This is a genomic window from Luteibacter sp. HAY1-4A (assembly GCF_056755355.1).
In genome coordinates this window covers 24907-38712 of sequence record NZ_JBNDHZ010000022.1, presented here as the reverse complement: position 1 = coordinate 38712, position 13806 = coordinate 24907, and the positions used below count along the sequence as shown (strand labels likewise).

The following is a 13806-nucleotide window of genomic DNA, read 5'->3' as shown; positions in this document are numbered from 1 at the left end:
GAGCCTCCGCGGCCATTGACCGCCCCATGCCCGGCGTTGTTCCATGGGTCATGCTTCTCGAACTCCTAGTGCACATCGGACGCCTCCCGCCCCAGGGCGCGGGCCTGCGTGCCGCGCTCGCCATGGCCACCCGGCTGGGCGCGCGCCTGGACGCCCTGCACGTGGTGGATCTTCCCGCCGCCGCGTACACCGTTCCCGAAGCGGTTCCCATGCAACTGGACGCGGTACGCCAGCGCGCCACCGATGCCAAGGCGGTAGCGACCGACTGGGCCGCCCTGCTGGCCTCCCGCCACCTGGAAGGCAAGTGGCGCGTGGGCAACGGCGATACGGTGTCGCTGCTCGCGCATGCATCGGCCGGCTACGACCTCGTCGTCATGGAGCGCTCCTCGACGATGCGCGGCGACGCTCCCGTGGGCTTCGGCATCGTGTCCCGTACCGTGTTCGCGTCCAGTCGCGGCGTGCTCGTGGTGCCGGAAGCCGCACCCGTGGAGACCCTGGGCGAACACGTGCTGGTGGCATGGAGCGGCAGCCGGGAATCCGCCTTGGCCGTGCGCTCGTCGCTTCCGCTGTTGCGCAAGGCGAACCGGGTCACCGTCATCGACGGCAGCCGCGACGAGGACGTGGGCACCTGCGCCCTTCCCGACACCGACATCTGCGGCTGGCTGGACTCCCATGGCGTGAAGGCCGATGTCCGTCGCCTGGAGGAGAAGGCCCTGGCGGCACCCGGGCCCGCGCTGCTCGACACGGCCCACGCCGAGGGTGCCGACCTCATCGTCATGGGTGCCTGGGGGCGTTCGCGCCTCTCCGAAATGGTTCTGGGCGGAACCACGCGCTTCCTCTTCATGCAATCCGACGTGCCGATGCTCGTCGCGCACTGAAAGGCCGCTCCATTGCAACGTCCGGCTGACCGAGCCTAATCTGGTCCCGGACCCGAACACGATCCCCGCCGGTCCCCACCGGCCGTGTTCCCGACCGCGCATCACCTTCCCCCACGTTGCAGGAGGTGGCACATGTCGTTCGCTCGTCCGCAGTCCGTCGCCGGAGTCCATCCGGATACCGTTCGAATCGTCGCCATGAGCGCGGCGATCGCCCTCAACGCCGCCGCGCTTCTCGCCGCCCTGCGGCCCATCGCCGCCACGCTGTCCACCGCGGCATCCTCGCCACCGGCGTTGCGCCTGATCGACCATCCGGCGGAACCGAAGCCCGTTCCGCCACCACCGGTCCAGCTCAAGCCGTTGCCCGCGAAACCGGTCGCGCACACCATGCCCGTCGCCAAGCCGGTGACCATTCCGCCGCCGGTCGCCGCGGACGTGCCCAGCGACGAGGGCACGGTGCCCCTCACCGCGCCGCTCCCAGCCGAAACCGCGCCGCAAGTCGAGCCTTCCGCGCCCGTGGAAGCGACGCTGGCATATGTCGCCGCGCCACCGCCCACCTACCCGCGCATGGCCATCGCCGCACACATGGAAGGCACGGTGACATTGCGCGTGCTGGTGGACGAAACGGGCAAGCCGATCGACGTCGTCATCGAGGGCAGCAGTGGCCACGCGGTACTGGACAAGGCGGCGCGGGAACAGGTGCTGGCGAATTGGCGATTCCAGCCGGCCACGGCCGGCGGCAAGCCGGTGCGTGCCTGGGCACGCATTCCTGTCAGCTTCGACCTCAGGAAGACCTGATCGTCCCTGGAGGAAGCGCGCTGGCGCGGGACCGGGGCCTGAGGAACGCCTTTCCCCCACCAGCGTGCTTCCCGCACGCTCCGTCTATCAGCGTGGCATCACCACGACATCGGGCTTGCGGTTTGTCCGGGCGACCGCCCAGACGATGAGGGCCAGGAGGCCCACCGGCAGCAGGACGGGAAGCAACGCCAACGCGACCACCGGTGCCACCGCCAGCATCACCACACCGCCGATCAGTGCACCGAGGATGCTGCCGAGAAGGCTGAACATCCCGCCGATGATGCCGAATACGAGCTTCAGCAGCACGCCCACGAGGGCGAACACGAGCCAGAAGCCGACGGCAAGGACGACAAGCGAGGTAAGGAAGAACATGACAGGGCTCTCCGTGGTCGGGACGACCGCCCCGGGGGTGGCGGTCGCAAGTTCGATGCCCGGTCGCGTGAAAGGGTTTAAGCAGTTCCTGAAAGACGGGAGTTACGACGGTTTAACGATCCGCATGATCCACTCCCCGCCAGTCGTATTCAGCGGGCACCCTCCATGGGTAAGCGTTTTTCCATCATCAGAACCCTGCGGGACATTGCGTTCGACCTGTCGGACGTGGCGCATCCGGACCTTGCCTCCATGGGGCGGGAGCTGGGCAGCGTGCTGCACGGTCGCAGCGCCGAGCTGGCGGACACGCTGGGTCCCTTGCGCGAGCGCCGGCGCGGCTTCGAGCGCTGGATCCTCGCGGAGCGCGCGCGGCCTCCAGTGAGCGTGCTGGTCCTGGCCTGGCCACCCGGCTATGCCACGCCCGTGCACGACCACGGCGGCCTCTGGGGGCTCGAGGCCACGATCTCGGGCGCGCTCGAGGTCGAGTCCTTCGCCAAGGGCGAAACCGACCACGCGCTGCGCAGCGTCGGCCGCACCTGGCTGGGGCCGGGCGATGCCACCTGGTTCGAAGCCACAGACCACCACGCCCATCGGTGCCGCAATTTGTCGCGGCACGACACGGCACTCACGCTTCACGTGTACGGTGGCGATCTGGCACAGTACCTCGCGTATGAGCAGCCCGGTCCTTCCGGACACTGGATCGCACGACCGAGGCAATCGATCATCGCGGGACGCCTGACGGCCTGACGGTCTCACGGCCCTCCACCCCACCCATCGGGCGAAGGACCAAAGCATGTTTCACAAGGTCGCCATCATCGGCGGTGGCGCGGCGGCGGCGACGCTAGCCAGCGAGTTGCTCGAGCGGCGCACGCGTCATCCGCTGCACCTGGACTGGTACACCGGCGGCCCGGAGGCGGGCCGTGGCGTGGCGTACGGCACGCCGTCGCAGCGGCACCTGCTGAACGTGCGTGCCGCCTCCATGGGCATGTTCGTCAGCAAGCCCGGCGGCTTCCTCGAATATGCCCAGGCCCTCGATCCCACGGTCAAGGGCTCCGATTTCCTGCCGCGCCGCATGTACGGCGACTTCCTCCAGTCGCGGGTACAACAGGCCGTGAAGAACGCGGCATCGTTCGGCCACGACGTCAACATCGTGCCCTTCGCCGCCGAATCGATCGTGCCGTCCGATAACGGCATCGTCATCGGCTATGGCGACGAATCCTCTCGCGCGGACGCCGCAGTGCTGGCGATCGGCTCGCTGCCGCCGCGCCCCCTGCCGGGTGTGGAAGACGCCGCGATAGCCAGCGGACGCTACGTCACCGATCCCTGGCCCTTCCTCGCTTCGGCGGAGCCCGACGATCGGCCGCTGCGCGTCCTGGTGATCGGCCTGGGGCTGACTGCGGTCGACGTGCTGCTGGAGCTGTCTGCCCGCTGGCCCAACGCGCACTTCGACGCACTGTCCCGGCACGGCAAGCTGCCCGAACCGCACCTGGCCGCCGCCTCCGCCCCGCACGACGACGGCGGCGAACTGATCGAATCGATGCGCGACGACCCGAACCTGCGCGTGTGGATGCGCCGCATGCGCGACGCGACCGAGCTCGCCGAAGACTGGCGGACGGTCGTCGACGGCATGCGTCCGCATACGCAATCCTTGTGGCGCGACCTGCCGTTGCACGAGCGTGCCCGATTCCTGCGCCACGCCCGCTGGGCGTGGGAACGCGCGCGGCATCGCATGCCACCGCAGGTGTCCGCGCAGATCGCCCGGCTCGAGGCCGAGGGTCGCTTCACCCGCTCACGCGGTCGCATGCGCTCGGTGCGCCTCTCGCTGGAGGGTTCACTCGACGTGGTGCATGCCCTGGCCGGAGGAGGCGAGTCCACCGACGCCTACGACGTGGTGATCCAGACCGTGGGCCTCAACACCGACACGCAGCGAACGGAACACCGGCTCGTTCGCCAGCTGGTGGTCGACGGCATCGTCACGCCGGACCCGCTCGGCATGGGTTTCTCCGCCGTGCCTGACGGCCACCTGCTCGACGGCAACGGTCGGCCCCGGCCCAACCTGTTCGCGGTCGGCAGCCTCCTGCGCGGGGCGCTATGGGAATCCACCGCAATGCCGGAGATCCGCAAGCAGGCCCAGGGCGTGGCCGACATGCTCCTGGCGGAAGAAAGCCGGCGGGTCGCCGCGAAGTAGCCGGCATGGAGGCCGGGCGCGCATGATCGCAAGCCTGGTCGCCGTCGCGGCGCTCTGCCTTCACGTGGCGGGCGTGTTCGCCGCGATGCACGCGGTCATGCACACACGCACGGCGCAAGGTGCCTTCGCGTGGGTACTGGGCCTCGTGCTCCTTCCGTATGTGACGCTGGTGCCCTACCTGTTCCTTGGCGCCAGTCATTTCGGTGGCTACGTGGACCTGCACCGCCAACGGCAGGCACGTTTCTTCATGCTGCACGAGGAGGCGATCCACCACGGACGCCTGGGCCTGCTTGCCCGATCCATGCCCGTGCCCGACGAACGCTACGACGCGATCGGCAGGATGCTGCAGACGGCGATGCACGGCGGCAACGCCTTGTTCCTGCATGTGGACGGCGCGGCCACGTTCGAAGCGATGTTCGCCGCTATCGCCCGCGCCGAACGCTACGTGCTGGTCCAGTTCTTCATCATTCACGACGACGTGCTTGGGTGTCGGTTGCGCGACGCATTGCTCGAGCGCGCCGCTGCGGGTGTGCAGGTGTGCCTCCTGTACGACAGTATCGGGAGCCATGCACTGCCCGATGCGTATGTGGAGCGATTGCGCTCGGGTGGCGTGCACGCCCGCCGCTTCGCCACGCGCCGCTGGCGCAACCGCTTCCAGCTGAACTTCCGCAACCACCGCAAGGTGCTGGTCGTGGATGGCGTACGCGGGTTCGTGGGCGGGTTGAATGCAGGGGATGAGTACCTCGGCAACAAGCCTCCGCTCGCACCGTGGCGCGATACGCACATGGAGATCGAAGGCCCCGCGGTAGCCGACCTGCAACGCGTGTTCGCGGAGGACTGGTACTGGGTTACGGGGCGGCGGCCGCCGTCGTCCCCGCCACCGGAACGCTGCGGACGGGCGGCGACCATGATCGTCGCGACCGGCCCGGCCGACCACCAGGAGAGCTGCTCGCTGTTCTTCGTCCAGGCGATCCAGGCCGCGCGAAAAAGGGTGTGGATCACCACGCCTTATTTCGTTCCCGACCAGGCGGTATTCGGCGCACTGCGGCTTGCCGTGTTCCGCGGCGTGGACGTGCGCATCCTCATACCGAGCCGGCCCGACCACCGCACCGTGTTCATGGCGTCCACGCTGTATGCGCACGAGGCCACGCTCGCCGGTATCCGCATGTTTCGCTACCGGCAGGGTTTCCTGCACCAGAAGGTGATGCTCGTCGACGACGACACCGCCGTAGTGGGCAGCATGAATCTCGACAATCGCAGTTTCCGCCTGAACTTCGAAATCGCCGCACTGAACGTCGACCAGGCATTCGCCGCTTCCGTCGAAGCCATGCTGGAAGACGACCTCGCGAACAGCGATGAAGTGAACCCGAACGATTACCGCCGGCTTTCGTATTTCCGCCGCGTGGCGCTCCATGTCGCGCGCCTCTTCGACCCGATCCTCTGAGGAATTCACGATGCTTCGTGCCCTAGCCGTCCTGACCATTGCCCTGGCGGGTACCGCGTCCGCCGATCCCGCACGCTTCGTCGAGCGAAGCGTGGATCTCCACGGCAAGACGTATCGCTATCAGGTATTCGTGCCGGCGGATACCGCGAAGCATCCCGCCGTCGTCCTGTTCCTGCACGGCAGCGGCGAACGCGGCGGCGACAACCAGAAGCAGATGACGCAGGGCCTTCCACCGTGGCTGAAGCAGCACATGGATTTCCCCGCGGTCGTCGTCATTCCCCAGGCGCCCGACAACACGGAATGGACCGACCCGGCGGAGGCGGACATGGCCATGGCCGCCCTGGAAAAGAGCATCAAGGAATTCCACGGCGATCGCCGGCGCCTCTACCTCACCGGCCTGTCCATGGGTGGCTATGGCTCATGGCAACTGGCGGTGGACCATCCCGACACCTTCGCCGCGGCAGCCATCATCTGCGGTGGCGTCGCCTCCGACGACGACGACCGTGACCGCCTCTACGTCCATGGCGTACCGAAGGGCACCGATCCGTTCGCGCGCGTGGCGGACGGTATCGGCAAGCTTCCCGTGTGGATCTTCCATGGCGGCGACGACAACGTCGTCCCCACCGAACAGTCGCGCAGGATGAACGCCGAGCTCGTGAAGCGCGGCAAGGAAGTGAAGTACACCGAGTTTCCCGGCGTCGGCCATGGTTCCTGGGAAAAGGCCTATGCCACGCCGGACTTGTGGGACTGGATGTTCAGCCACAAGCGCTGACCGCGCGCCCCCACAGGAGCCGGCATGCCGGCTCCTGTGGTTCAGGAACGGCGGACGCTGTCGAAGAGGTGCTTCATGCCACCGGAGAAGATCGACCAGCCGATGCAGACGCCCACCAGCGCACCCACGAATTCGAAGAACACGCGAAGGCCGATGGCATCCGGATCGTGCACCGCGGCCAGCTTCAGCTTCAGCAGCGTCAACGACTGCAGCGGTGCCATGTTGAAATAGAACAGGTCCCAGAGGTCCTGACCGGCCGACAGCGCGACGGCAAAGACGTAGGCAAGTGCCAGTTCCTTGCCGTGGCTCCAACCGCTGCCCCGGGCCAGCACGCGTAGCAGGCCATACACGACGATGCCCACGAGCAAGGCGATGCCCCCTGTCTCCAGGGCGCCCACGATGCCGTAGCCCATCCAACTGCGATCGTATGGCATGCGAAATCTCGTAAAGGACCGGATGCGCATTATGCCTGCCGGCCCACGGCTGCGGCAGGTGGGTTTCCCGGTGGACGCCAGGTGACCCCAGCCTTGTATCCACCGGCACGACAAGCCCATTCAATCAACCGCGACACAAGTTCGGCAAAGTCATGGTGTTTTTCACGGGCGGTCAACACGCACGCGCGCGAAGTTGCGATCGTTCTCACGAACATGACGCCGGTACACGCGACTGACTGAACATCGACGGAAGCATGGGTTGCTTATGCGTACTCCATGCCTTTTTTCGTGCGTCAACGACACTATGATGCTGCGGTTGCCTGCATGGAATGATGTACTGCATTGCAACCAAGAAAAACGAAAACGACATACTCGAAATCATAAATCGCTTCAGGGAGAAGCCTCATGCGCCTTTCATTGCTAACGCGTCCCCTCGCAGCCGCCGTGCTCGCCTGCATCGCTTTCGGCACCTCTTCCGCGCATGCCGACGACAGCACCGCCAGCAAGTATCTCTTCGGCGACTGGAACGGGGAACGCACCCGTCTCGCCGACAAGGGCATCACCTTCGACTTCGGTTACGGCTTCGAGGCCGGCCATAATTATTCCGGCGGCGACCGCCGCATCACGCGTTATACCGACCAGTGGAAGCTGGGCACCACGCTCGACCTCGACAAGCTCTGGGGGTGGCACGGCGCCACCTTCAAGCTCATCGTGACCGACCGCAACGGCCGCGACCTCGGCGCCGACGCGCACATCGGCAACAACCAGCTCATCCAGGAAGTGTACGGTCGCGGCCAGACCTGGCACCTCACGATGTTCGCGCTGGAGCAGACCTTCTTCGACGACCGTCTCACCTGGAAGGTCGGCCGCATGCCCGTCGGCGAGGAAGTGGGCAGCTTCTCCTGCGACTTCATGAACCTGAGCTTCTGCGGCGCGCAGCCCGGCAACGTCGTCGGCGACTACTGGGTGAATTGGCCGACCAGCATGTGGGCCACTGTGCTCAAGTTCAACACCACGAAGGACACGTTCGTCCAGATCGCCGCCTTCCAGGTCAATCCGAAGTACGTCGACGATTCGTATGCCCGCCGCCGCGGCCTCGATCTCGATTTCCCCAGCGGCACCACCGGCGCGCTGATCCCGCTCGAGTTCGGCTGGAAGCCCACGCTCAACGGCCTCCCCGGTTCCTACCGCGCTGGCGTCTGGTACAACACGTCCAAGGGCGACGATCTCTACCTCAACGAGGACCGCCAGCCGCTTGCCACCGCGGGCGGCGAACCGCTGCAGCGCAGCTCGCGCAAGGGCGCGTGGATCAGCTTCCAGCAGCAGGTAACCGGTGAAGCGGGCGGCAGGGGCACCACGGTGTTCTTCAATGTCACGTCCGCCGACCACGCCACGTCGGCGACCAACAACCAGATCGCGCTCGGCATGGAGTACAAGGGCATCTTCGGGCGTCCGAACGACTTCGTGGGCGCCGCCATCGCCGGCACGCATGCCAATGGCTATGCCGCGAGGAACCAGCGCCTGTTCAACGCGACGCATCCGGGCGAGGAAGGCATTGTCAACGACGGTTACGAAAAGGTGGCCGAAGTGTTCTACAGCTGGTCGCCGATTCCCTCGATCGCCATCCGGCCGAACCTCCAGTACATCAAGGATCCAGGCGGCAGCAAGCAGAACGACGACGCCTTCGTGCTGGGCTTGAAGACGAGCATCGCGTTCTAAGAGAAGCGCCAGTGCGGGCCGCTACGGCGGCCCGCAACGGGTTCCGCCTCGTAGCGCTGTTATCCTATCCCGCTGCGGAACATGCGGGATTCTTGACATGATCGATCTGGTCGGCTTCGACGGCGACGATACCCTCTGGCGCAGCCAGGAGTTCTACGACAGGGCGCAGGAGGCCTTCGAGGCTATCCTGGGCCGGTACGTGGACCTCGGCGGCCAAGGCCTGCACGACGCGCTGCTCGCGACCGAGCGCGGCAACATCGCGCTCTTCGGGTACGGGGCCAAGGGCATGGCGCTCTCGATGATCGAATCCGCCATCGATCTCACCGATGGACGCATCGAATCCCGGGACATCCATCGCATCGTGCGCCTGTGCAAGGACGTGCTCGCTCATCCGGTGGAACTCCTGCCCGGCATACGCGAGGCCGTGACCGCGGTGGCGGCGACACATCGCGTGGTGCTGATCACCAAGGGCGACCTGTTCCACCAGGAATACAAGGTGGCGAGAAGCGGGCTGGCCGATATCTTCCATCGCATCGAGATCGTGTCCGAGAAGGACACCGCGGCGTATACGCGCCTCTTTACCGAATTCGGCGTGGCGCCCGAGCGCTTCGCCATGGTTGGCAATTCGCTGAAATCCGACATCGCGCCCGTGGTGAACCTGGGTGGATGGGGCGTATACATGCCTTATCACAGCACCTGGGCCCATGAGTTGGTAAGCGACTTCGCCATAGGCGACCGCGTGGTCGAAGTGACGGGTGCCGCGGGCATTCCCGCGGCCATCGCACGGATGCACGCGGCCTGATTCGACATTTCTTTCGCGCCTTGCCCGCGAAGCTGGCGCCCGAACCCTGACGGAGGCGCCATCGTGCATTCGAGGCTGGCAATGGGCTGGCGGGTGGTCAGGACCACGGCCAGGGGTTTCAGCGACGACGAACTGATGACCCGCGCCGCGGCGCTGGCCTTCTACTCGGCGCTGTCGTTCGCGCCGCTGCTGGTGCTGCTGCTGTGGGTCGTCGCCTCGTTGCGCCCCGAATGGCAGGCCCAGCTCGTGGACAGCCTGAACGGTCTCGTGGGTCCGCGCGCCTCGGAAGCGGTGCGTCTGGTGATCGAGAACGCCAAGCAGCGGCCGAGCGTGGGCAGCATGGCCGGCGTGATCGGCCTCGGCGTTACCCTCGTGGGTGCGTCCGCAGTGTTCGCGCAGCTGCAAGGAGCGCTCAACCGCGTCTGGAGCCTGCAACCCCGCCCCGGCACCACGAAGGGCGCCATCCTGAGCTGGCTGCGCGCACGCATGCACGCGCTCGGCCTGCTTCTCTCCCTCGCCTTCCTGCTGGTCATCTCCTTCTCCGCGAGCGCACTCATCGCGGTATTCGTGCGCGGCGGCACCACCGGGTGGCAGATCCTCGAGATCGCCATCTCGCTCTGTGTGTTCGTCCTGATCTTCGGCGCCATCTACAAGGTGCTTCCGGACGCGATCATCGAATGGCGCGACGCGATGATCGGCGCCACGCTTACCGCCCTGCTCTTTGCCATCGGCAAGTTCGCGATCGCCGTATACCTCGACCGCAGCAACGTAGGCGGCCCCTACGGGCCGGCCGGCGGGGTGGTGGTGCTGCTCGTATGGGTCTACTACTCGGCGCTGATCCTGCTGCTCGGGGCGGAACTGACCGAGGCGGTCGCCGAGGCCCGCGGTACCCCGATTAAACCGCGGCCATACGCGATGTCGACCAGGCCCTCTCCAGGGGCCGGGATTGACCCGTCCGTCACGAAGCCGGAGGTATCCCTGAAGGCCATCGATAAGGAGGATGCGCCATGAAGACCCCGCTGCTCGCCATTGCCGCGCTTGCGTTCGCCGGCACCGTCACTCTCGCCACACCGCCCGCGGAGGCGCAGTCCCGGCGCAGCCAGCACCAGGTGTGCGAGAACGTGCAGGTGAAGCAGATCAACTCGAAGGACGACAACCGTCTGATCGGTACCGGCGTGGGCGCCGTGGCGGGCGGCCTGCTGGGCAACCAGGTAGGCGGCGGCAAGGGCAAGACCCTGGCCACTGTCGCGGGTGCCGTGGGCGGCGGCTACGTGGGCAATCGCGTCCAGAAGAATCACCAGGACAAGAACGCCAGCTACCACACCGAGCGCCGTTGCCATTGGGTGGACGACTGAGCCAGCCGGTGTAAGCCCCGCGGCTCCGGCCCGGTCTTAGAGGGAAGGGCGCCCACCCGGGCGCCTTTCCCGTTTCCGGAGGCAATATGCGTATCGAACCCGAGCGCCGGCGGTTCCTCGGCGTACTGGCCGCCACCGTGGCCGCGTCCGCGTCCCTGCCCTTCGTGCTCCGCGCCACGCGCCCGGCAATGGCGGCCGACGCCCCCGCGCCAAAGGGCGGCAACGTCACCCTCGATTGTTTCGCCGACGACAAGAAGCCCCTTGGCACCTGCGTGGAGCCGCGCGTGGTGCTCACCGACGAGCAGTGGAAGGCGAAGCTGGGCACGAAATCCTATTACGTCACCCGCCACGAGGACACCGAGCCACCCTATACGGGAGAAGGCTGGGACCGGCACGACAACGGCATCTACCGCTGCATCGGCTGCGACACCGCGCTGTACGACTCGGCGACGAAGTTCGAATCGGGCACGGGCTGGCCGAGCTTCTGGCAGCCGATCTCGAAGCGGAACATCACCCAGAAGACCGACCGCAGCCTGATCGAGGAACGCACCGCGGTGAACTGCGCGCGCTGCGACGCGCACCTCGGCCACGTATTCGACGACGGCCCCGATCCGACGGGCCTCCGCTACTGCATGAACGCGGCGGCGATGCACTTTGTGCCTGTGAAGGCTTAAAAAAACCCCGCCGTTTGGCGGGGTTCTTTTATCAATGGCCCGGAGGCGTCAGCGGCGTCAGTTCGAATTCCTTCGGCGGCGTTTCGCCCTTCAGGTAGCGCACGAAGTAATCCCAGCGGCGGCGCGTCATGTATTGCGTGGCGGCGCCGTAGCCGTGGTGGGCGTTGGGGATCATGACGAGGTCGAAGTCCTTGTTCGCCTTGATCAGGGCGTCGACCACGAGCAGCGTTTCATACGGCGGCACGTTGTCGTCCGACGTGCCGTGGGCCAGCATCAGGTGGCCCTTCAGGCCCGGGGCCCACTTCTGGTTCGCCTGGTCGTCGTAGTTGGAATTGCCGTCCTTGTCCTTGACCAGGAGGCCCTGCCACTTCTCGGCCCAGTCGTCTTCGTAGTTGCGGTTGTCGTGGTTGCCGGACTCCGAGATACCCACCTTGAAGACGTCGGCGTAGCGGAACATCGCGGTGGCCGTGGCGTTGCCGCCGCCGGAATGACCCCAGATGCCGACGCGGTCGCCGTCGAGCCACGAGTACTTCGTCACCAGCTGCTTCACCGCCGCGACCTGGTCGGGCAGCGTGTTGTCGCCGATGTTCTTGAAGTAGGCGTCGTGGAACGCCTTCGAGCGCCACGGGGTGCCCATGCCGTCCACCGCCACCACGACGAAGCCCAGCTCGGCCAGCGCCTGGTTGTCGCCATGCGACGGAATGAAGCTGCGCGTGCGCACGGAACCGGTCTGCGGACCCGGATAGATGTAGACCACGAGCGGGTATTTCTTCGAGGGATCGAAGTTCGCGGGCTTGAACATCTGGCCGTAGAGGTCGGTCTTGCCGTCGCGCGCCTTCACGGTGAACGCAGTGGGCGGCACCCATCCCTTCGCCTTCAGGCGCGAGATGTCGGCACGCGCGATTTCCTTCACCGTGGCGCCGGTGTCGGAGCGGCGCACGACAGCCACGGGCGGCGTGTCGATCGTGGAATACGAATCGAAGAAGTACGTGCCGTCCTTCGACATGGACACGCTATGGTCGGCGTTTTCCGGAGTCAGCAGAGTGAGGCCCTTGCCGTCGAAGCCTACCTTGTAGAACTGCTGGTAGTACGGATCGACGCCCTTTTCGCGACCGACGCCGCGGAACCAGATGGTCTTCGTCTTCGGGTCGACGTGCAGCACCTGGGTCACGTTCCAGTCGCCCTGGGTGATGGCGTGCTCGAGCTTGCCCGTCTTCAGACTGTACATGTACAGGTGCCCCCAGTTGCTCCGCTCGGAGAACCAGATCACCTCGTCGGTTTCGGGCACGTACTGCCAGTTGGCCTTGTCGTTGCCGCCTTCGAAATAGGTCTTTGCCTTCTCGTCGAAGACCGTGCGCACCTCGCCCGTTTCCGGGTTGGCGATACGCAGCCACTCATGGGTGTGGTCGCGCGCGGTGGACACGAAAGCGACGCTCTTGCCGTCGGCCGCCCAGCGCACGTCGTCCCACACGCCGGGGCTGCACGAGATGTCGTCGCAGATGGTGGAGCGGTGCTGGTCGGCCGGCATCTTGAAGCGGACCATCTTCTTCGTCGGCACGTCGATCACGACGCGCTCGATCATGGTCACGTCCTTGTCGCCCGGCAGCGGATACTTCCAGGTGTCCACTTTCGGATGGCCCACGTTGACGCTCACGAGCGTCATCTCGCCGGTCTTGCGCTGGTCCTGCTGGAACGTGGCGATCTTCTTCGAATCCGGCGACCAGACCAGGATGGCCTCGTCGGTGTGCTTCCAGCCGGCATTGTCGGTGGCGTAACCGTAGTCCTTCACGCCATCAGTGGTCAGCTGCGTTTCCGCGCCCGTCGCCACGTCGCGCACCCAGAGGTTCCAGTGGCGGATGAAGGCTTCGGACTTGCCGTCCGGCGACTTCATGCCGGGTTCTTCGCCGTAGGGCTTGCCGTTGGCATCCTTCTTCACGGCGGTGAGTTCGCACTTGCCGATGGCCTTGTCGCAAACGTAGTTCTTGCCACCGGACGTGATGTCCAGGCCGTCGTCCGGACGAACGACGAAACCCGTCACCGGGAGCTTGCCGGCGTCCACCTTTTTGCCCGTGGCCGCAGAAAGCGCGGCGGCGACCTTGTCGCGATCGAAGGCGCGCGATGCCTGGCCCGTCGCGGCGTCCACCTTGATGAACTGGTCGCCGTCCTTGTCGTGGTCGCGATACCAGAAGTGCCCGTCGTCGATCCAGGTGACACGCTGCACCGCGTGATCCACCAGCGGCATCGTGTTGTTGGCGAGGAACGAATCCGCGCGGCGGTAATCGTCGGTGGTGACCGCCGCGGTCGCGGCGGAGGCCCCGATCAGGGCGAGGAGGACGGCGCCGGACAGCGCCGCGTTACGTTTGGTCGACATCGATG

General features: G+C 66.2%; 14 protein-coding genes. 11 read left to right on the top strand and 3 right to left on the bottom strand.

Going from position 1 to position 13806, the window contains the following annotated elements; genetic code table 11:
* Positions 1 to 50: 50 nt before the first annotated feature.
* Positions 51 to 878: a universal stress protein gene (locus ACPYOD_RS09415; RefSeq protein WP_481301484.1), complete on the top strand. Its 828-nt coding sequence runs from the start codon at positions 51 to 53 to the stop codon at positions 876 to 878.
* A gap of 132 nt (positions 879 to 1010) precedes the next feature.
* Positions 1011 to 1673 (top strand): energy transducer TonB, encoded by a 663-nt coding sequence (locus ACPYOD_RS09410; RefSeq protein ID WP_481301483.1) that lies wholly within the window; start codon positions 1011 to 1013, stop codon positions 1671 to 1673.
* Between the two features lie 87 nt (positions 1674 to 1760).
* Here ACPYOD_RS09410 and ACPYOD_RS09405 read toward each other — a convergent pair whose 3' ends face one another.
* Entirely contained in the window at positions 1761 to 2045 is a 285-nt protein-coding gene (locus ACPYOD_RS09405) for a hypothetical protein (RefSeq protein ID WP_481301482.1), read from the bottom strand.
* A 165-nt stretch (positions 2046 to 2210) separates the two neighbouring features.
* Between ACPYOD_RS09405 and ACPYOD_RS09400 the strand changes: the two genes are divergently transcribed.
* From ACPYOD_RS09400 to ACPYOD_RS09385, 4 genes are read left to right on the top strand one after another with little or no spacing between them, the layout of a single operon-like run.
* Positions 2211 to 2789 carry a cysteine dioxygenase gene (locus tag ACPYOD_RS09400; RefSeq protein ID WP_481301481.1) on the top strand — a complete coding sequence of 193 codons (579 nt, stop codon included), beginning with the start codon at positions 2211 to 2213 and terminating at the stop codon, positions 2787 to 2789.
* 46 nt (positions 2790 to 2835) lie between these two features.
* On the top strand, positions 2836 to 4230 hold the full coding sequence (locus tag ACPYOD_RS09395) for an FAD/NAD(P)-binding protein (RefSeq protein WP_481301480.1): 1395 nt from the start codon (positions 2836 to 2838) through the stop codon (positions 4228 to 4230).
* Between the two features lie 22 nt (positions 4231 to 4252).
* Positions 4253 to 5674: a cardiolipin synthase gene (gene cls, locus ACPYOD_RS09390; protein WP_481301479.1), complete on the top strand. Its 1422-nt coding sequence runs from the start codon at positions 4253 to 4255 to the stop codon at positions 5672 to 5674.
* Positions 5675 to 5684: 10 nt separating this feature from the next.
* On the top strand, positions 5685 to 6446 hold the full coding sequence (locus ACPYOD_RS09385; RefSeq protein ID WP_481301478.1) for a carboxylesterase family protein: 762 nt from the start codon (positions 5685 to 5687) through the stop codon (positions 6444 to 6446).
* A 41-nt stretch (positions 6447 to 6487) separates the two neighbouring features.
* Here the strand turns inward: ACPYOD_RS09385 and ACPYOD_RS09380 are convergent, their stop codons facing one another.
* Positions 6488 to 6880: a hypothetical protein gene (locus tag ACPYOD_RS09380; protein ID WP_481301477.1), complete on the bottom strand. Its 393-nt coding sequence runs from the start codon at positions 6878 to 6880 to the stop codon at positions 6488 to 6490.
* Between the two features lie 405 nt (positions 6881 to 7285).
* Between ACPYOD_RS09380 and ACPYOD_RS09375 the strand changes: the two genes are divergently transcribed.
* The 5 genes from ACPYOD_RS09375 to msrB all read left to right on the top strand — a co-directional run bounded on the left by ACPYOD_RS09375 (position 7286) and on the right by msrB (position 11430).
* On the top strand, positions 7286 to 8599 hold the full coding sequence (locus ACPYOD_RS09375) for a carbohydrate porin (RefSeq protein ID WP_481301476.1): 1314 nt from the start codon (positions 7286 to 7288) through the stop codon (positions 8597 to 8599).
* A 97-nt stretch (positions 8600 to 8696) separates the two neighbouring features.
* Positions 8697 to 9401: an HAD family hydrolase gene (locus ACPYOD_RS09370; protein ID WP_481301475.1), complete on the top strand. Its 705-nt coding sequence runs from the start codon at positions 8697 to 8699 to the stop codon at positions 9399 to 9401.
* 63 nt (positions 9402 to 9464) lie between these two features.
* The gene (locus ACPYOD_RS09365) at positions 9465 to 10412 is read left to right on the top strand and encodes a YihY/virulence factor BrkB family protein (protein ID WP_481301474.1); all 948 of its coding nucleotides are present in this window, start codon (positions 9465 to 9467) and stop codon (positions 10410 to 10412) included.
* Entirely contained in the window at positions 10409 to 10756 is a 348-nt protein-coding gene (locus ACPYOD_RS09360; RefSeq protein WP_481301473.1) for a glycine zipper 2TM domain-containing protein, read from the top strand. Before ACPYOD_RS09365 ends, ACPYOD_RS09360 begins: the two co-directional genes overlap by 4 nt.
* Positions 10757 to 10842: 86 nt before the next feature.
* Entirely contained in the window at positions 10843 to 11430 is a 588-nt protein-coding gene (msrB, locus tag ACPYOD_RS09355) for a peptide-methionine (R)-S-oxide reductase MsrB (RefSeq protein ID WP_481301472.1), read from the top strand.
* A gap of 31 nt (positions 11431 to 11461) precedes the next feature.
* Here msrB and ACPYOD_RS09350 read toward each other — a convergent pair whose 3' ends face one another.
* Positions 11462 to 13801, bottom strand: coding sequence for a S9 family peptidase (locus tag ACPYOD_RS09350; RefSeq protein WP_481301471.1), 2340 nt, complete (start codon positions 13799 to 13801; stop codon positions 11462 to 11464).
* Positions 13802 to 13806 lie beyond the last annotated feature (5 nt).